Raw genomic sequence first — 17,842 nt, 5'->3', positions numbered from 1 at the left:
TCTTAAGTTGTCCCTTAGGAGAGAAGAGCCATGCGTCTGAGTCTAAAGGCCAAAGTACTGTCCCTTGCTGTCCTGCCCGTGTTGTTGTTTGCCGTGATCATCAGCCTGACCACGGTGTGGATCCTTCAGGAGCAGGCTCGTAACGAGGTTGAAGAAACCCGTCAGAACCTGCTCAACGACGCCAAGACCACCTTGCGCGGTTACGTCGAGGTGGCCATGACCACCATCAAGCCGCTGTACGACGCTGCCGCCCAGGGCGACACGGCGGCGCGGGCACAGGTGGTCAAGCTGCTGTCCAACACCAGCTACGGCAAGGACGGTTATTTCTTCGGCTACGACTCCGAGACCATTCGCCTGTTCAAGGGCAACAGCCCGGACGGCGTCGGCAAAAGCTTCAAGGACAACCGCGACCCGAATGGCGTCTACGTCAACCGTGACCTGGTGAAAGTCGGCAAAGACGGCACCCACTACCTGCAATACAGCTCGACACAGCCCGGCCAGACCGAACTGGTGCCCAAGCTCGGCTACACCGAATACCTGCCCAAATGGGACATGGTGATCGGTACGTCGGTGAACCTGGACGGTATCGATGCACAGGTCGCCGAGGTTCAGGCCAAGGTCGAGAAGCGCATGGAAGGGGTGGTGCTGAGTATTATCGGGATAGCCGTGGTAGTGCTGCTGGTGATCGCCGCCGTGGGCATGCTGGTGGCCAATACCATCCTGCGGCCGTTGCACCTGATGAAGATCAACCTCGACGACATCGCGGCCGGTGAGGGTGACCTGACCCGCCGCCTGGCCATCACCAGCCAGGACGAGCTGGGGGAACTGGCCGGTTCTTTCAACCGCTTTGTCGACAAGATCCACGGCCTTGTGCGCCAGATCACTGAAATGACCTCCCAGCTTACCGGCCTGGTGAGCCAGGTCGCCGAGCAAGCCAATCGCTCGGAAAAAGCCATGGAACGCCAGCGTCACGAGACGGACCAGGTGGCGACTGCGATCAACGAAATGTCTTCCGCCGCCCATGAAGTGGCGCGCAGTGCCCAAGGCGCGGCGGTTGCAGCGCAGCAGACTGACGCCGAAGGCCAGGCCGCGAAAAAAGTCGTGGATGGCAGCATCGCGCAGATTCACGCGCTGGTGAACGACATCCGCACCAGCGGCGTATCCCTGGACAGCTTGCAGCAGGACGTTTCCTCGATTGTCAGCGTGCTGGGGGTAATCCGCTCGATTGCCGAGCAGACCAACTTGCTCGCCCTCAACGCCGCGATTGAAGCCGCGCGGGCAGGGGAGGCCGGCCGTGGTTTCGCCGTGGTCGCCGACGAAGTGCGGGCGCTGGCCAGCCGCACCCAGCAAAGCACCCAGGAAATCCAGGGCATGATCGACCGTCTGCAAAAAGGCACCGAAGCCGCCGTTGAATCCATGCGCCGCTCCAGTGATGCCGGTGACGGCACTTCAGCCCAGGCCAATGAAGCGGGTGCGTCCCTGGACACCATGGCGCAGTTGATCGGCACCATCAACTCAATGAACGCGCAGATCGCCAGCGCGGCGGAAGAACAAACCGCCGTGGCCGAAGAGATCAATCGCAGCGTGCATCAGATCGCGGTGGCGGTGGACAGCGTGGCCGATGAAACCCAGCAGGGTGCCCAGACCTCCCGCAGCCTGGCGGACCTGGGGCAGCGGTTGGGGCAGCTGGTGGGGCAGTTCAGGATTTGATTGCAGGCTTGAGCCATCGGCAACGTCCTGTTGCCGATGGGGCCGGCTAGATTGATCGATCAGGTCAACAGCGCCAAACGTTCCACCGTCTCCGGAAACTTCGCCACCAGCCGAATTAAGGTCGCCGCTTGAGCATTGGGTGTGGCCCGGCCTTGCTCCCAATTTTCCAGGGTCCGGGTGTTGGTACGCAGGTACATCGCAAACACCGAGCGCGACAGATTGAGTTGTTGACGCACAGCGACTACTTCGTCGGCAGTGAGCGGTGCCAGCTTGCTCAACTGCACCTTGTGGCTGCGCAGCGTTACCTTGCCTTCTCGTTCATCTGCCAGCGCGTCGAGGCCTTCGACCAGTTCGGAAAAGATGTCACGTTTCATGGGTATGCCTACGTAGATTGCGTATAGGCCGGCAACTCTACGGTGGCGCTTGAGAGGGCGATATCAGTAGAGATTGTGTGTGGGGTCAGACAACTCCGCCGTTTCTGTAGGAGCGAGCTTGCTCGCGAAAAACTGAAAAGCGCTGCGTTGTTTCAGATACCCCGCGTCATCGTTAACGACCATCGCGAGCAAGCTTGCTCCTACAGTGGAAAGCAAAACGGCGCCCGAAGGCGCCGTTTTGTTTACTGCATCTAACTAAGCGATCAACCCGCCATCACCGCATGCTGCACCAGGGTGAGCAACGGTTGTGGGTACACACCCAGGAAGAACGCCAGCAGGGCGATTGCCAGCAGCATCACGCCGCCTGCTTTCTGTTCCCAGTGCAACTCGGCGTCCACACGGCGCAGGTTTGGCTCGATCAGGTACAAGGTCACCATCACACGCAGGTAGTAGAAAACGCCGATGGCGCTGCCCAGTACCAGGGAAGCAACCAGCCACCATTCGTGCGCTTCAACACCGGTGGCCACGATATAGAACTTGCCGATGAAGCCAGCGGTCAGCGGGATACCGGCCAGGGACAGCATCATCACGGTCAGCACGGCAGTCAGGTACGGACGGCGCCAGAACAGGCCGCGGTATTCGTACAGGGCGTCGGCGTCACGGCCTTTGTAAGGCGAGGACATCAGGGTGATCACACCGAAGGCACCGAGGCTGGTGATCACGTAGGTGACCAGGTACACGCCGATGGCTTCCATCGCCAGGCCCTTGCTCGCCACCAGGGCGATCAGCAGGTAACCGAAGTGCGCGATGGACGAATAACCCAGCAGACGCTTGAGGTTGTTCTGGGTCAGCGCCAGCAGGTTACCGAACAGGATCGAGGCGATCGCGATGATGGTCAGCACGTTGCTGAGTACACCGGTGTTGGCCGCTGGGGATATCTGGAACAGACGCACCATCACCGCAAACACCGCGACTTTCGACGCGGTAGCCAGGAACGCGGCTACCGGCGCCGGGGCGCCTTCGTACACGTCCGGTGTCCACAGGTGGAATGGCACCAGCGACAGCTTGAACGCCAGGCCGATCAGCATCATGGCCAGGCCCAGCTGGGCGATTGGCGCAGGGCTGCCGGAAGCTGCCAGGGCGTGGCCGATACCGCTGAAGCTCAGGCTGCCGGCTTCTGCGTAGAGCAGGGCCATACCGAACAACAGGAACGCGGAACCGGCGGCCGACAGCACCATGTACTTGATGCCGGCTTCCAGGGAACGCTTGTTGAAGAAGGCATACGCCACCAGGCCGTAGACCGGGATCGACAGCAGTTCCAGGCCGATGAACAAGCCGGCCAGGTGCTGTGCGCTGACCAGCACGATACCGCCGGTCGCAGCCAGCAGGATCAGCAGGTACAGCTCTTCGCGGTTGCCCGGGTAACCCGTGCCGCCTTCGCCGAGGTAGGCGTGGGCGAGGGTGACACAGGCCAGGGTGGCCACGAGGATCAACGCGATATACAGCAGCGCGAAGTCATCGACCATCAACAGCGGCGTGACCGCCAGCGGTGCGACCTTGAGTGCCGGGATAATCGACAGCAAGGCCAGGTTCAAACCTGCCACGGAAATCAGGAAGGTCTGTGAGTGGTTGCGGCGCCATGCGATCGCCAGCATCACCACCACAACGGTGAGGCTGGAGATCAGCAGCGGCGCAAGCGCGATAAAGTGTTGGATCGTGAATTCCATAGCGCTCTTACCGGGCCGAAGCGAGTTGAGTGAAGGCGGTGCTGAACCATTGCTGCACGCCATGCATCGTTGCGGCAGAGGTATCCAGGAACGGTTGCGGGTAAACGCCGATGAACACCAGCAGTACCGCAAGGCCGAGCACCATGATCAGTTCGCGACCGTCCATGCCGTGCAGCACGGTGTCGGACTTGGCCGGACCGAAGTACGCGCGGTGGATCATGATCAGCGAGTAGACCGAACCGAACACCAGGCCGGAGGTAGCGATTGCGCTGATCCACGGTGTATGCACGAAAGCACCCATCAGGATCAGGAACTCGCCGATGAAGTTACCGGTACCCGGCAAGCCCAGGGACGCGGCGGCGAAGAACAGGCTGATGGCCGGCAGGTAGGCGATACGCGACCATACGCCACCCATTTCACGCATGTCCCGGGTGTGCAGGCGCTCGTACAACTGGCCGCTGAGGATAAACAGTGCCGCTGCCGACACACCGTGCGCCAGCATCTGGATCACCGCGCCTTGCAGTGCCAGTTGGCTGCCGGAGTAGATGCCGATCAGTACGAAACCCATGTGGGAAACGGACGAGAAGGCAATCAGACGCTTGATGTCGGTTTGGGCGAAGGCCAGGAACGCACCGTAGAAGATCCCGATCAAACCGAGGGTCATGGCGATCGGCGCAAACTCGGCCGAGGCATTCGGGAACAGCGGCAGGGCGAAACGCAGCAGGCCGTAGGCCGCCGTCTTCAGCAGGATACCGGCCAGGTCCACAGAACCGGCGGTCGGTGCCTGGGCGTGAGCGTCAGGCAACCAGGAGTGGAACGGCACCACCGGCAGCTTCACCGCGAACGCGATGAAGAAGCCCAGCATCAGGATGTACTCGGTGGTCAGTGACATCTTGGTTTTCAACAGGTCGGCGTAGTTGAACGTGATCACGCCCGTGCTGTTGAAGTTGACCAGTACCAGACCCAGGATCGCCACCAACATGATCAGGCCGGAAGCCTGGGTGAAGATGAAGAACTTGGTCGCCGCGTAGATCCGGGTTTTCTTGCCGTCCGAAGAACTGTGACCCCAGAGCGCGATGAGGAAGTACATCGGCACCAGCATCATTTCCCAGAAGAAGAAGAACATGAACAGGTCGAGGGCGAGGAACACGCCGACAACACCGCCCAGGATCCACATCAGGTTCAGGTGGAAGAAGCCCACGTGACGCTGGATCTCTTTCCAGGAGCAGAGTACCGAGAGGATACCCAGCAGGCCGGTCAGCAGGATCATCAACAGCGACAGACCGTCGAGGGCCAGGTGCACGTTGATGCCGAAGCGCTGGATCCACACGTGCTTGAATTCAAGCGCGAAGGTTGGATCGACACCCGGTGCCGGAGCAAATGAATAGTCGCCATGGGCCCACAGCCAGAGGCCGAGTGCGAGTTCCAGGGACATGGTCAGCAACGCAATCCAGCGGGGGAGGGTGGCGCCGAAGCGTTCACCCATCCAGCAGAGCAGGCCGCCGATAAAAGGGATCAGGATTAGCCAGGGCAGAATCATGACGGGCTCGTTTCCTTTCGCAAGTTCGCAAAGTTCGCAATGTGCATAGTCAGACCGCGACCACGATGATGGCGCCGATTACCAGGACGGCACCGGCCGCCATGGAAGCTGCATACCAGCGCAATTGGCCAGTCTCGCTGCGGCTCAGGGCGGTGTGACCGGCCTTGGCGGCGCGCGGGATCAAACCGATGGTCTGGTCGAGCGGGTCTTTGCGCAGAACGTGGCTGATCGCAAGGTACGGCTTGACGAACAGTTTGTCGTAGATCCAGTCGAAGCCCCAGGCAGCGAACCACCAGGCCGAAAGGAAGCGGCCAATGCCGCTGTTGGCGATGGCGGTGACGAAGCGGCGCTTGCCGAGGAACAGCAGGGCGGCCAACAGGATGCCGGCGATGGCGATGGCACCCGAGGCGATTTCCAGGCTGTGCTTGGCTGCACCACCGGCATGACCGGCACTTTCCGGCAGAACACCGGCCAGAGGCGGGGTGATCATGGCGCCGACGAAGGTCGACAGGATGATCAGCACCGACAGTGGCAGCCAGTGGGAAATGCCATGGCCTGCGTGGGCTTCAGTCTTGGCTTCACCGTGGAAGGTGATGAAGATCAGGCGGAAGGTGTACAGCGAGGTCATGAACGCACCCACCAGGCCGGCGTACAGCAGGCCGTGGTTACCGCTGGCAAAGGCTTCCCAGAGGATTTCGTCTTTCGAGTAGAAACCTGCGGTCACCAGTGGCAGGGCCGACAAGGCCGCACCGCCGACGATGAAGCTGGCGTAGGCCAACGGCAGTTTCTTCCACAGGCCACCCATCTTGAAGATGTTCTGCTCGTGGTGGCAGGCAACGATCACCGCACCGGAAGCAAGGAACAGCAGGGCCTTGAAGAAGGCGTGGGTCATCAGGTGGAAGATCGCGCCGTCCCAGGCACCGACGCCCAGGGCCAGGAACATATAGCCGATCTGGCTCATGGTCGAGTAGGCGAGGATGCGCTTGATGTCGGTCTGGACCAGGGCAGCAAAACCTGCCAGTACCAGGGTCACGCCACCTACCAGGCCCACCAGATGCAGAATCTCTGGCGCCAGGGTGAACAGGCCGTGGGTACGGGCAATCAGGTAGACACCGGCGGTCACCATGGTTGCGGCGTGGATCAGTGCCGAAACCGGGGTAGGACCGGCCATCGCATCCGCCAACCAGGTTTGCAGCGGCAGTTGTGCGGATTTACCCACAGCGCCGCCCAGCAGCATCAGGGTCGCCAGGGTGATCCAGAAATCGCCGACCTGGAATTTCTGCGGTGCCAGCACCAGCAGTTCCTGGATGTTCAGCGTGCCCACCTGTTGGAACAGGATGAACAGGCCGATGGCCATGAACACGTCGCCGATCCGGGTCACGATAAAGGCTTTGAGTGCGGCGTTACCGTTGTTGCGGTTGCTGTAGTAGAAACCGATCAACAGGTACGAGCACAGGCCCACGCCTTCCCAGCCGAAGTACAGGAACAACAGGTTATCGCCCAGCACCAGGAACAGCATGCTCGCGATAAACAGGTTGGTGTAGGCGAAGAAGCGCGAGTAACCGGCTTCACCGCGCATGTACCAGGACGCGAACAGGTGGATCAGGAAGCCCACACCCACCACCACGCCGAGCATGGTGATCGACAGGCCGTCGACGTAGAGGGCGAAGTTGGGCTTGAAGCCCTCCACCGACATCCACTGCCACAGCACCAGGGTGTAGTGACCGCCTTCAGGTGGCGCAACGTTGAATTGCCAGATGACGTAGGCGGCGACGATCGCCGACAGGCCAATGGAACCCACGCCTACCAGGGCCGAGAGGTTTTCCGACCAGCGTCCACGGGAGAACGACAGCAGCAGGAAACCGATCAGGGGAAATACGAAAGTCAGAAAGATCATGTTCATCCGCGCATCTCACTGGCAGCGTCGATATCAAGCGTGTGGAAGCGACGATACAGTTGCAGCAGGATCGCCAGGCCAATACTGGCCTCGGCGGCTGCCAGGCTGATCACCAGGATGAACATCACTTGTCCATCCGGCTGGCCCCAACGGCTACCGGCCACGATGAACGCGAGTGCCGCGGCGTTCATCATGATTTCCAGGCTCATCAACACGAACAGAATGTTGCGGCGGACCATCAGGCCGACCAGGCCAAGGCAGAACAGGATGCCGGCGACCGCCAGACCATGCTCCAAAGGGATAGCAGGCATCGTCATTGCTCCTTGGCTTCGTTGCGGCCCAAGTGGAAGGCGGTGATGGCTGCAGCGAGCAGCAGCATCGAAGCCAGTTCGACCACCAGCAGGTACGGGCCGAACAGGCTGATGCCCACGGCTTTCGCGTCTACGGTGGTGTGGCCGATGGCCTGGCCGCTCTGGTGAGCGAACAGCACATACAGCAGTTCAGCCAGCAGCAGGGCTGCCAGGATCACCGGGCCGAGCCAGATGCCGGGCTTGAGCCAGACGCGTTCCTGGGCGACCGAAGCCGGCCCCAGGTTGAGCATCATCACCACAAACACGAACAGCACCATGATGGCGCCGGCGTAGGCGATCACTTCCAGCACACCGGCGAACGGTGCGCCGAGGCTGAAGAAGGTCATGGCCACGGCGATCAGCGAAATGATCAGGTAGAGCAGGGCGTGCACGGGGTTAGTGTTGGTGATCACGCGAAGCGTGGACACCACTGCAATACCCGATGCGAAATAGAAAGCGAATTCCATCTTTCTTCCTTAAGGCAGCAAGCTCTTCACGTTGATCGGCTCGGCTTCGTTTTGTGCGGCGCCTTTCGGCTTACCGGCAACGGCCATACCTGCAACACGATAGAAGTTGTAATCAGGGTTTTTACCGGGACCAGAGATCAGCAGATCTTCTTTCTCGTACACCAGGTCCTGACGTTTGAACTCGGCCATCTCGAAATCCGGTGTCAGCTGGATCGCGGTGGTCGGGCAAGCTTCCTCGCAGAGGCCGCAGAAAATGCAGCGCGAGAAGTTGATGCGGAAGAAGTCCGGGTACCAGCGACCGTCTTCGGTTTCAGCTTTCTGCAGCGAGATGCAACCCACCGGGCATGCCACGGCGCACAGGTTACAGGCCACGCAGCGCTCTTCGCCGTCGGGGTCGCGGGTCAGGACAATGCGGCCGCGATAACGCGGCGGCAGGTACACCGCCTCTTCCGGGTATTGCAGGGTGTCGCGTTTGCGAAAGCCGTGACCGAACACCATCACCAGGCTTCGCAACTGGGTACCGGTACCCTTAACGATGTCGCCAATATATTTGAACATGGGTCAAATCCTCACTGAACCGCGCCCGCTGGCGTGTTCAACAACACAACGGCAGCAGTCACCAGCAAATTGATCAGGGTCAGCGGCAGGCAGAATCGCCAGCTGAAATCCATCACCTGGTCATACCGTGGACGCGGGATGGAAGCGCGCAGCAGGATGAACAACATGATGAAGAACGCGGTCTTCAGGAAGAACCAGAAGAACGCCAGCTGCGGCAGGATGCCGAACGGACCGTGCCAGCCGCCGAAGAACAGCGTGACCAGCAGGGCCGAGATCAAGATGATGCCGATGTACTCACCCACGAAGAACATGCCCCATTTCATGCCGGCATATTCAATGTGGTAACCGTCGGCCAGTTCCTGTTCCGCTTCCGGCTGGTCGAACGGGTGACGGTGAGTCACGGCGACGCCAGCGATGAAGAAGGTACAGAAGCCAAAGAACTGCGGAATGATGAACCACAGGTTCTGCGCCTGGTACTCGACGATGTCGCGCATGTTGAACGAGCCCACCTGCACCACGATGCCCATCAGCGCGAGGCCCATGAACACTTCGTAGGAGACGGTCTGGGCCGAGGCCCGCAAGCTGCCCAGGAGGGCGAACTTGTTGTTGCTCGACCAACCGGCGAACAGCACCGCGTAGACCGACAAGCCGGCCATGGCGAAGAAGAACAGCAAGCCGATGTTCAGGTCCGCCACGCCCCAGGTCGGGGTGATCGGGATGATTGCGAAGGCAATCAGCAAGGCGCTCATGGCCACGACCGGTGCCAGGGTGAAGATCACCTTGTCGGCAAACGGCGGGGTCCAGTCTTCCTTGAAGAACATTTTCAGCATGTCGGCGGCGATCTGGAACATACCAAACGGGCCAACGCGGTTCGGACCGTAACGGTCCTGCCACCAGCCCAGCAGGCGACGTTCGACGAAGCTGAGCAAGGCGCCCGCCACGACCACGGCCAACAGGATCACGATGGCCTTGACCACCGCGATGATCACGTCGATCACTTCAGGGGTGAACCAGGTCATTGAGCTGCCTCCTGCAGACCGTCAACGGTGAGGCCGAAGATCGCCGGAGGAATCCCCGCGAGGCCTTTTGGCAATGCAACCAGGCCAGCACCCAACTCTTCGTTGATGCGCAGTGGCAGACGCAGGGTCTTGCCAGCAACGTTCAAACTGAGCAGGGCACCGTCGTTGACGCCCAGGCGGTCGGCTTCGGACTTGGCTACGGACACGTAGGCGGCTGGAATGCGCTCTTGTACCGGCGCGGCTTTGGAAGAGGTTTCTTCGCTGCCGAACAGGTGGAAGAACGGCACAACCTGCCAGGTGCCCTGGGCCGGGTTGAACGGACGCGGAACATTGGCGAACCAGTTCAGCGAGTCACCGGTGCTTTCGATCAGGCGGGTGCCCGGGTCGCCAGCGCGGATGTGACCACCGACTTCGTCCTGGAACTTGTTCCAGGCTTGCGGCGAGTTCCAGCCCGGCGACCAGGCAAATGGCACCTGCTGACGTGGCTCGACCGAACCCGAGTAACCTTCCATGGAGAAGGCGAACGCGGTGTCGTTGTCTTGTGGCGTACGTGGCTCATGCACGCTGATGTCAGCACGCATGGCGGTACGGCCGGAGTAACGCAGCGGTTCACGGGCCAGTTTCATGCCCTTGATGCGGAACGAGGCAGACGGTGCCGCGTCGACGATGCGTGCCAGTTGCGGTGCGGCTGCGGCTGTGGCGGCAGTCACGTGGTCGAGCTGGGTCCAGTCGATCGGCTGGTTCAGCAGGGTGGCGCGCAGGGCATGCAGCCAGCGCCAGCCTTCGTGAACCAGGATGCTGGCGTCCATGTACTTCGGATCGAACACCTGGAAGAAGCGCTGGGCGCGGCCTTCCTGGCTGACCAGGGTACCGTCGCCTTCAGCAAAGCTGGCGGCGGGCAGTACCAGGTGGGCGCGGTCGCTGGTGGCCGTTTTCTGGTGGTCGGCAACGATCACCACTTTAGCCGCGTTCAGCGCTGCGTCGACCTTGGCCGAATCAGTGCGGGTGTACAGGTCGTTTTCCAGCACCACGATCGCATCGGCGCTGCCGTCGGTCACGGCTTGCAGGGCGGCGTCCAGGGACTCGCCACCGAGCATGGCCAGGCCAAGGCTGTTGGCCTCTGGCACGATCAGGCTGATGGAACCGTTCTTCTCGCGCAGCTTCAAGGCTTTGGCAATGTTGGCAGCGGCTTCGATCAGCGCCTTGGAACCCAGCGAGGTACCGGCAATGATCAATGGACGCTTGGCGGTCAGCAGGGCGTCAGCAATACGCTGGGCCAGTTCAACGGCTTCAGCGTCCAGGCCTTCAACGGCAGGCGCGCTGGCGTCGAGGGCGTGGGCCACGGCGAAACCGATGCGGGCCAGGTCGTCAGGCGCGGCGTGTACGCATTCTTCAGCGATGTCGTCGAGCTTGGTTTCAGCCAGGCTGGCGATAAACAGCGGGTTCAGCGCGTGCTGGCCGATGTTTTTCACCGCGGCGTCGAGCCACGGCTGGACGCGCATGGCGTCGGCCATGTCTTCGGCCTTGCCTTTTACCGACTGGCGCAGGGACAGGGCCACGCGTGCAGCGGTTTGGGTCAGGTCTTCACCGAGGACGAAGATCGCGTCGTGGTCTTCGATGTCGCGCATGTTCGGAACCGGCAGCGGGCTGTCGTTCAGCACTTGCAGCACCAGGCGGATACGCTCCAGCTCACCGGCTTCGATACCGGAGTAGAAGTGCTCGGCACCTACCAGCTCACGCAACGCGTAGTTGCTTTCGAGGCTGGCGCGGGGCGAACCGATACCGACGATGTTGCGACCGCGCAGCAGGTCAGCGGCTTTATCCAGTGCTTCGTCGAGGCTCAGTTTGGCGCCGTCGGCCAACAGTGGCTGACGTGGGCGGTCTTCGCGGTTGACGTAGCCATAGCCGAAACGGCCACGGTCGCACAGGAAGTACTGGTTGACCGAACCGTTGAAGCGGTTTTCGATCCGACGCAGTTCGCCGTAGCGCTCGCCCGGGGAGATGTTGCAACCGCTGGAGCAGCCATGGCAGATGCTCGGCGAGAACTGCATGTCCCACTTACGGTTGTAGCGCTCGGAGTGAGTCTTGTCGGTGAACACACCGGTCGGGCAGACCTCGGTGAGGTTGCCGGAGAACTCGCTTTCCAGGGTGCCGTCTTCAACGCGACCGAAGTACACGTTGTCGTGGGCGCCGAACACACCGAGGTCGGTACCGCCGGCGTAGTCCTTATAGAAGCGCACGCAGCGGTAGCAAGCGATGCAGCGGTTCATCTCGTGGGAAATGAACGGGCCCAGTTGCTGGTTCTGGTGGGTACGCTTGGTGAAGCGATACCGGCGCTCGTTGTGGCCGGTCATCACGGTCATGTCTTGCAGGTGGCAGTGGCCGCCTTCCTCACACACAGGGCAGTCGTGCGGGTGGTTGGTCATCAGCCATTCGACGACGCTGGCGCGAAACACTTTCGCTTCTTCGTCTTCGATGGAAATCCAGCTGCCGTCGGTGGCAGGGGTCATGCAGGACATCACGATACGACCACGGGTGTCGTTCTCGTCGGTGTACTGCTTGACCGCGCACTGGCGGCAAGCGCCAACGCTGCCAAGGGCGGGGTGCCAGCAGAAATATGGAATGTCGAGGCCTAGCGACAGACACGCCTGTAACAGGTTGTCTGCCCCATCGACTTCGAGCTCTTTGCCGTCTACGTGGATAGTGGCCATGGTTCAAAGTTCTTCGTTGGCCCGGTGTCAGCGGGCGTGGCTAATGGAATCTTGTTATTCATGTGCATCAACACAGCCTTGAAGGCGTCAGCACATGAGAAGGCGAAGGGCACGGACCCTTCGCCTTTTTAAGCGTTACGCGCCGACAACAATCGGCCTTGCCAGAGGCGGGACGGCGGCGCTGGTAGGCGCGATGCCGGCTTCGAACTCCGAGCGGAAGTATTTGATCGCGCTGCCCAATGGCTCCACGGCGCCCGGTGCGTGAGCACAGAAGGTCTTGCCTGGGCCGAGGAAACCGACCAGACCCAGCAGGGTCTCGATGTCACCCTCGCGGCCTTCGCCGTTTTCCAGGGCCATCAGCAGCTTGACGCTCCATGGCAAACCATCGCGGCACGGGGTGCAGAAGCCACAGGATTCACGGGAGAAGAACTGCTCCATGTTGCGCAGCAACGACACCATGTTCACGGTGTTGTCCACGGCCATGGCCAGGCCGGTACCCATACGGGTGCCCACCTTGCCGATGCCGCCGGCGTACATTTGCGCGTCCAGGTGCTCAGGCAACAGGAAGCCGGTACCGGCGCCGCCAGGCTGCCAGGCCTTGAGGGTGTAGCCGTCGCGCATGCCGCCGGCGTAGTCCTCGAACAGCTCCCGTGCGGTCACGCCGAAAGGCAGTTCCCACAGGCCCGGGTTCTTGACCTTGCCGGAGAAGCCCATGAGCTTGGTGCCCATGTCTTCGCTGCCTGCGCGGGCCAACGATTTGTACCACTCCACGCCGTCGCCGATGATTGCCGGCACGTTGCACAGGGTTTCAACGTTGTTCACGCAGGTTGGCTTGCCCCACACGCCCACGGCGGCAGGGAAGGGCGGCTTGGAGCGCGGGTTGGCGCGGCGGCCTTCGAGGGAGTTGATCAGTGCGGTTTCTTCACCGCAGATGTAACGCCCGGCGCCGGTGTGCACGAACAGTTCGAAGTCGAAACCCGAACCGAGGATGTTTTTACCCAGCAGGCCGGCTGCCTTGGCTTCTTCCACGGCACGGTTCAGGTGCTTGGCGGCGGTGGTGTATTCGCCACGCAGGAAGATGTAGCCACGGTAGGTTTTCAGTGCGCGAGCACTGATCAGCATGCCTTCGATCAGCAGATGGGGCAGTTGCTCCATCAGCATGCGGTCTTTCCAGGTGTTCGGCTCCATTTCATCCGCGTTGCACAGCAGGTAGCGGATGTTGATGGATTCGTCTTTCGGCATCAGGCCCCACTTGACCCCGGTGGGGAAGCCTGCACCGCCGCGGCCCTTAAGGCCTGCGTCTTTCACGGTCTGGACGATGTCGTCCTGGGCCATGTCGGCAAAGGCTTTGCGCGCGGCCGCGTAACCGTTCTTGGCCTGGTACTCGTCGAGCCAAACGGCTTCGCCGTCGTCACGCAGGCGCCAGGTCAGCGGGTGAGTCTCAGCCGTGCGCTTGATGCGGTTGGCAGGACCGAAGGAAGTCAGGGTCATGGGTAGCCCTCGAGCAATTGGGTGACGCCAGCAGGCTGCACGTCACCGAATGTGTCGTCGTCGATCATCAACGCCGGCGCCTTGTCACAGTTGCCCAGGCAGCACACCGGCAGCAGCGTGAAGCGGCCGTCCGGAGTGGTTTGGCCCAGGCCGATGCCCAGCTTGCTCTGGATCTCGCTGACCACGGACTCGTGGCCACCGATGTAGCAGACCATGCTGTCGCACACGCGAATGATGTGGCGGCCAACCGGCTGGCGGAAGATCTGGCTGTAGAACGTCGCCACGCCTTCAACGTCGCTGGCGGGGATGCCGAGGATCTCGCCGATGGCGTAGAGGGCGCCGTCGGGCACCCAGCCACGCTCCTTCTGGACGATCTTCAAGGCTTCGATCGACGCCGCGCGCGGGTCTTCGTAGTGATGCAGCTCGTGCTCGATGGCCGAGCGCTCGGTTTCACTCAAGGTGAAACGGTCTGTCTGGATAAGCGTGCTATTCATGCTTAGCGGTCCACGTCGGCCATAACGAAATCGATACTACCCAGGTACGCAATCAAGTCCGCGACCATTTCACCTTTGATCACCGAAGGGATCTGCTGCAGGTGCGGGAAGCTTGGCGTACGAATCCGGGTGCGGTAGCTCATGGTGCCGCCATCGCTCGTCAGGTAATAACTGTTGATACCCTTGGTCGCTTCGATCATCTGGAAGGACTCGTTGGCCGGCATCACCGGGCCCCACGAAACTTGCAGGAAGTGCGTGATCAGGGTTTCGATGTGTTGCAGCGTGCGCTCTTTCGGCGGCGGCGTGGTCAGCGGGTGATCCGCCTTGTACGGGCCTTCCGGCATGTTGCGCATGCACTGTTCGATGATCTTCAGGCTCTGGCGCATTTCTTCGACGCGCACGATGCAGCGGTCGTAGGCATCGCCGTTGGCCGCCAGCGGGACTTCGAATTCGAAGTTCTGGTAGCCGGAGTACGGGCGCGCCTTGCGCAGGTCGAAATCGCAACCGGTGGAACGCAGGCCAGCACCGGTGACGCCCCATTCCAGGGCCTCTTTGGTGTTGTACTGGGCGACGCCGATGGTCCGGCCCTTGAGGATGCTGTTGTCCAGGGCGGCTTTCTGGTACTCGTCCAGGCGCTTGGGCATCCAGTCGATGAATTCCTTGACCAGGCGTTCCCAGCCACGTGGCAGGTCGTGTGCGACACCGCCGATGCGGTACCAGGCCGGGTGCAGGCGGAAGCCGGTGATGGCTTCGATGACCTTGTACGCACGCTGACGGTCGGTGAAGGTGAAGAACACCGGGGTCATGGCGCCGACGTCCTGGATATAGGTACCCAGGAACAGCAGGTGGCTGGTGATCCGGAAGAACTCGGCCATCATGATGCGGATGGTGTCGACCTTGTCCGGCACCTTGATGCCGGCCAGCTTCTCGACCGAGAGCACGTACGGCAGGTTGTTCATCACGCCGCCGAGGTAGTCGATACGGTCGGTGTACGGAATGAAGCTGTGCCACGACTGACGCTCGGCCATCTTCTCGGCACCACGGTGGTGGTAGCCGATGTCTGGCACGCAGTCGACGATTTCTTCGCCGTCCAGTTGCAGGATGATGCGGAAGGCACCGTGAGCCGAAGGGTGGTTCGGGCCCAGGTTGAGGAACATGTAGTCCTCGTTGGTGCCGGAGCGCTTCATGCCCCAGTCTTCCGGACGGAAGCGTGCAGCCTCTTCTTCAAGCTGCTGCTTGGCGAGGGTCAGGCTGAATGGATCGAATTCGGTGGCGCGGGCAGGGAAGTCCTTGCGCAGCGGGTGACCTTCCCAGGTCGGCGGCATCATGATGCGCGACAGGTGCGGGTGGCCCGGGAAGTCGATGCCGAACATGTCCCACACTTCACGCTCGTACCAGTTGGCGTTGGGCCAGATACCGGTCACGGTCGGAACGCTCAGGTCGCTCTCGGAGAGGGCCACCTTGATCATCACGTCGCTGTTACGTTCCAGGGACATCAGGTGGTAGAACACGGTGAAATCGGCGCCGCTCGGCAGTCCCTGGCGCTTGGTGCGCAGGCGCTCGTCCACGCCATGCAGGTCATAGAGCATGACGTACGGCTTGGGCAGGTTGCGCAGGAAGCTCAGGACTTCGACGAGCCTGGCACGCGCCACCCACAGCACCGGCATACCGGTGCGTGTGGCCTGGGCGGTGAAGGCGTCAGGGCCAAAACGGTTATTGAGTTCGACGACCACATCCTGGTCGTCTGCCTTATAAGGCGGGATGTACAGAGCACTGCCTGTAGTCATGGTTTTTTATCGCTTTCGGTCAACGTAAAGAATGAAGCCAGGTTTTCGTTCTATAAAAGAAGCGGTTCTGGATCAGACTTCGTCGGGGCTGCGCAGGTTGGTTACCTGAATACGCTGTTCGCGGCGCTGTTCCTTTTGTGACGGCATCTCGGCGCGGTATACGCCTTGATCTCCGACAACCCAGGAAAGTGGGCGACGCTCCTTGCCAATCGATTCCTGCAACAGCATCAAGCCTTGCAGAAATGCTTCAGGGCGGGGCGGGCAGCCAGGCACGTAGACGTCCACGGGCAGGAACTTGTCCACCCCCTGAACCACGGAGTAGATGTCGTACATGCCACCGGAGTTGGCGCACGAACCCATGGAGATAACCCACTTTGGCTCGAGCATTTGCTCGTAGAGACGCTGAATGATCGGCGCCATCTTGATAAAGCAGGTACCGGCGATAACCATGAAATCCGCCTGGCGCGGCGATGCCCGGATGACTTCGGCGCCAAAGCGCGCGATGTCGTGGGGCGCCGTGAAGGCGGTGGTCATTTCCACGTAGCAGCAGGACAGACCGAAGTTGTACGGCCACAGGGAGTTCTTACGTCCCCAGTTGACCGCGCCACTCAGCACGTCTTCCAGCTTGCCCATGTAGATGTTTTTGTGGACTTGGTCTTCTAACGGATCGGAAACGGTTTCCCGTTCGCCGATGGGGTACTGCTCGTTAGGAGCATCCGGGTCGATCCTGGTGAGATTGTATTGCATCGCCAAAGCCTCATTGTTTCAGCTTCGCTTGCCGCTTACGACGAGCTTCCGGAGCCCAGTCAAGGGCGCCCACTCGGAATAGGTAGACAAGGCCTGCCAACAGAATTGCTATGAAAACGAGGGCTTCGACGAATCCGGTCCAGCCGCTTTCGCGGACGGACACAGACCAGGCAAAGAGAAAAAGGGCTTCGATATCGAAGATCACGAAGAGCATCGCGACCAGATAGAATTTGGCTGAGAGCCGCAAGCGGGCGCCACCTGTAGGCAGCATGCCGGACTCGAACGGTTCATTTTTGCTGCGGCCCCAGGCTTTTGACCCGAGGAGGCTGGAGACACCGAGCATGAAGGCGCAGAGGCCGACAACACCGAGGAGGAAAATTGCAAAGCCCCAGTTGTGGGCCATGAGTCCTGTCGCTTCGGTCATGCTGGAAATCCTTAACAGAGAGCAAAGGTCTCTGAGCTCGAAAAAGTAACGATGCAGTGACGATATGTCGCAGCGCAATCAATCGCGGTGATTTTATGGCTAAACACCGGGCAAGTAAAATTCCTATAGCGAAATTATTCGATGGAATAAGGACATAGTGCACCTTCTTGGGGCTGTAGCCCTTGTGGGGCGGGCATTAGCGGGCATTTCACCAATTATGTTTTGTTTAAGCTGTAAAGAAGTTTTCATGCTCTAAATGATAATGAATATTGTTTGCGTGGGTTTTAAACAGCTGTTCGGGGTTTAACGGAGGAAGTTGCTGTTACTTGTGCGGGTGGTGTTAGTTGGTAAGGCGGATCTTTTAACTGACTTTGGGGGCGCGGATACCGCTCTGGATCAATGTTTTGGTCGAAATTTGGTTGTGGGGGACTGTGTACATATCCGTTGCTGCGGTAACGGCGGCTTATGGTTCCGCTCTTACAGCGGGTCACTTTTGGCAAACGCCCGGAATGCCGGCGCAGCCAAAAGTAACCAAAAGGTCTTTGC

General features: G+C 60.7%; 16 protein-coding genes and 2 pseudogenes. 2 read left to right on the top strand and 16 right to left on the bottom strand.

The features are described 5' to 3' along the window. Positions 1 to 30: 30 nt before the first annotated feature. Together D109_RS1000000135225 and D109_RS1000000135220 are read left to right on the top strand one after the other, a co-directional pair. Positions 31 to 852, top strand: a pseudogene (locus D109_RS1000000135225) (cache domain-containing protein); the annotation flags it as partial. 36 nt (positions 853 to 888) lie between these two features. Next, the gene (locus D109_RS1000000135220; protein ID WP_371103564.1) at positions 889 to 1,710 is read left to right on the top strand and encodes a methyl-accepting chemotaxis protein; all 822 of its coding nucleotides are present in this window, start codon (positions 889 to 891) and stop codon (positions 1,708 to 1,710) included. Between the two features lie 59 nt (positions 1,711 to 1,769). Here the strand turns inward: D109_RS1000000135220 and D109_RS0106135 are convergent, their stop codons facing one another. From D109_RS0106135 to D109_RS1000000134725, 16 genes and pseudogenes are all read right to left on the bottom strand, one after another. Beyond that, a complete protein-coding gene (locus D109_RS0106135; RefSeq protein WP_017476150.1) occupies positions 1,770 to 2,084 on the bottom strand; it encodes a DNA-binding transcriptional regulator in 315 nt (104 codons plus the stop codon). Positions 2,085 to 2,189: 105 nt separating this feature from the next. Next, positions 2,190 to 2,267 (bottom strand): annotated as a pseudogene (locus D109_RS1000000135215) (outer membrane lipoprotein carrier protein LolA); the annotation flags it as partial. 80 nt (positions 2,268 to 2,347) lie between these two features. Further along, positions 2,348 to 3,811 (bottom strand): NADH-quinone oxidoreductase subunit NuoN, encoded by a 1,464-nt coding sequence (gene nuoN, locus D109_RS0106125; RefSeq protein WP_017476148.1) that lies wholly within the window; start codon positions 3,809 to 3,811, stop codon positions 2,348 to 2,350. 7 nt (positions 3,812 to 3,818) lie between these two features. Then, positions 3,819 to 5,351 (bottom strand): NADH-quinone oxidoreductase subunit M, encoded by a 1,533-nt coding sequence (nuoM, locus tag D109_RS0106120; RefSeq protein WP_017476147.1) that lies wholly within the window; start codon positions 5,349 to 5,351, stop codon positions 3,819 to 3,821. A gap of 49 nt (positions 5,352 to 5,400) precedes the next feature. Further along, positions 5,401 to 7,254: an NADH-quinone oxidoreductase subunit L gene (nuoL, locus tag D109_RS0106115; RefSeq protein WP_003219559.1), complete on the bottom strand. Its 1,854-nt coding sequence runs from the start codon at positions 7,252 to 7,254 to the stop codon at positions 5,401 to 5,403. Then, a complete protein-coding gene (gene nuoK, locus D109_RS0106110; protein ID WP_003219560.1) occupies positions 7,251 to 7,559 on the bottom strand; it encodes an NADH-quinone oxidoreductase subunit NuoK in 309 nt (102 codons plus the stop codon). Before nuoK ends, nuoL begins: the two co-directional genes overlap by 4 nt. 2 nt (positions 7,560 to 7,561) lie before the next feature. Continuing rightward, complete coding sequence (nuoJ, locus tag D109_RS0106105; RefSeq protein WP_017476146.1) at positions 7,562 to 8,065, bottom strand: NADH-quinone oxidoreductase subunit J; 504 nt, start codon at positions 8,063 to 8,065, stop codon at positions 7,562 to 7,564. Positions 8,066 to 8,074: 9 nt separating this feature from the next. After that, positions 8,075 to 8,623, bottom strand: a complete 549-nt coding sequence (gene nuoI / locus D109_RS0106100; RefSeq protein ID WP_003174725.1) for an NADH-quinone oxidoreductase subunit NuoI — start codon at positions 8,621 to 8,623, stop codon at positions 8,075 to 8,077. 11 nt (positions 8,624 to 8,634) lie between these two features. Next, entirely contained in the window at positions 8,635 to 9,642 is a 1,008-nt protein-coding gene (gene nuoH / locus D109_RS0106095; protein WP_003219563.1) for an NADH-quinone oxidoreductase subunit NuoH, read from the bottom strand. Further along, a complete protein-coding gene (gene nuoG / locus D109_RS0106090; RefSeq protein WP_017476145.1) occupies positions 9,639 to 12,353 on the bottom strand; it encodes an NADH-quinone oxidoreductase subunit NuoG in 2,715 nt (904 codons plus the stop codon). Before nuoG ends, nuoH begins: the two co-directional genes overlap by 4 nt. 135 nt (positions 12,354 to 12,488) lie before the next feature. Continuing rightward, positions 12,489 to 13,844 (bottom strand): NADH-quinone oxidoreductase subunit NuoF, encoded by a 1,356-nt coding sequence (gene nuoF / locus D109_RS0106085; protein WP_017476144.1) that lies wholly within the window; start codon positions 13,842 to 13,844, stop codon positions 12,489 to 12,491. After that, positions 13,841 to 14,338: an NADH-quinone oxidoreductase subunit NuoE gene (gene nuoE, locus D109_RS0106080; RefSeq protein ID WP_003219568.1), complete on the bottom strand. Its 498-nt coding sequence runs from the start codon at positions 14,336 to 14,338 to the stop codon at positions 13,841 to 13,843. Before nuoE ends, nuoF begins: the two co-directional genes overlap by 4 nt. A gap of 2 nt (positions 14,339 to 14,340) precedes the next feature. Further along, positions 14,341 to 16,125 (bottom strand): NADH-quinone oxidoreductase subunit C/D, encoded by a 1,785-nt coding sequence (gene nuoC / locus D109_RS0106075; RefSeq protein WP_003219570.1) that lies wholly within the window; start codon positions 16,123 to 16,125, stop codon positions 14,341 to 14,343. 72 nt (positions 16,126 to 16,197) lie between these two features. Beyond that, positions 16,198 to 16,872 (bottom strand): NADH-quinone oxidoreductase subunit B family protein, encoded by a 675-nt coding sequence (locus tag D109_RS0106070; RefSeq protein ID WP_003219572.1) that lies wholly within the window; start codon positions 16,870 to 16,872, stop codon positions 16,198 to 16,200. Between the two features lie 10 nt (positions 16,873 to 16,882). Beyond that, positions 16,883 to 17,296 carry an NADH-quinone oxidoreductase subunit A gene (locus D109_RS0106065; RefSeq protein WP_003219575.1) on the bottom strand — a complete coding sequence of 138 codons (414 nt, stop codon included), beginning with the start codon at positions 17,294 to 17,296 and terminating at the stop codon, positions 16,883 to 16,885. A gap of 284 nt (positions 17,297 to 17,580) precedes the next feature. Further along, the coding region (locus D109_RS1000000134725; protein WP_218187374.1) for a hypothetical protein at positions 17,581 to 17,842 on the bottom strand (262 nt) is incomplete at its 5' end.

Source organism: Pseudomonas sp. PAMC 26793, assembly GCF_000313235.1.
Lineage (GTDB): Bacteria > Pseudomonadota > Gammaproteobacteria > Pseudomonadales > Pseudomonadaceae > Aquipseudomonas > Aquipseudomonas yamanorum.
This window is presented reverse-complemented; position numbering and strand designations above follow the sequence as displayed.

Excerpts from the sequence above, each read along its gene's own strand:
- nuoF (WP_017476144.1), bottom strand. The coding sequence starts at position 13,844 with ATGACCCTGACTTCCTTCGGTCCTGCCAACCGCATCAAGCGCACGGCT.
- D109_RS1000000135220 (WP_371103564.1), top strand. The coding sequence starts at position 889 with ATGACCTCCCAGCTTACCGGCCTGGTGAGCCAGGTCGCCGAGCAAGCC.
- nuoK (WP_003219560.1), bottom strand. The coding sequence starts at position 7,559 with ATGCCTGCTATCCCTTTGGAGCATGGTCTGGCGGTCGCCGGCATCCTG.
- nuoC (WP_003219570.1), bottom strand. The coding sequence starts at position 16,125 with ATGACTACAGGCAGTGCTCTGTACATCCCGCCTTATAAGGCAGACGAC.
- nuoI (WP_003174725.1), bottom strand. The coding sequence starts at position 8,623 with ATGTTCAAATATATTGGCGACATCGTTAAGGGTACCGGTACCCAGTTG.
- D109_RS0106135 (WP_017476150.1), bottom strand. The coding sequence starts at position 2,084 with ATGAAACGTGACATCTTTTCCGAACTGGTCGAAGGCCTCGACGCGCTG.
- nuoH (WP_003219563.1), bottom strand. The coding sequence starts at position 9,642 with ATGACCTGGTTCACCCCTGAAGTGATCGACGTGATCATCGCGGTGGTC.
- nuoM (WP_017476147.1), bottom strand. The coding sequence starts at position 5,351 with ATGATTCTGCCCTGGCTAATCCTGATCCCTTTTATCGGCGGCCTGCTC.
- D109_RS0106065 (WP_003219575.1), bottom strand. The coding sequence starts at position 17,296 with ATGACCGAAGCGACAGGACTCATGGCCCACAACTGGGGCTTTGCAATT.
- nuoE (WP_003219568.1), bottom strand. The coding sequence starts at position 14,338 with ATGAATAGCACGCTTATCCAGACAGACCGTTTCACCTTGAGTGAAACC.
- nuoG (WP_017476145.1), bottom strand. The coding sequence starts at position 12,353 with ATGGCCACTATCCACGTAGACGGCAAAGAGCTCGAAGTCGATGGGGCA.
- nuoN (WP_017476148.1), bottom strand. The coding sequence starts at position 3,811 with ATGGAATTCACGATCCAACACTTTATCGCGCTTGCGCCGCTGCTGATC.
- D109_RS0106070 (WP_003219572.1), bottom strand. The coding sequence starts at position 16,872 with ATGCAATACAATCTCACCAGGATCGACCCGGATGCTCCTAACGAGCAG.
- nuoL (WP_003219559.1), bottom strand. The coding sequence starts at position 7,254 with ATGAACATGATCTTTCTGACTTTCGTATTTCCCCTGATCGGTTTCCTG.
- nuoJ (WP_017476146.1), bottom strand. The coding sequence starts at position 8,065 with ATGGAATTCGCTTTCTATTTCGCATCGGGTATTGCAGTGGTGTCCACG.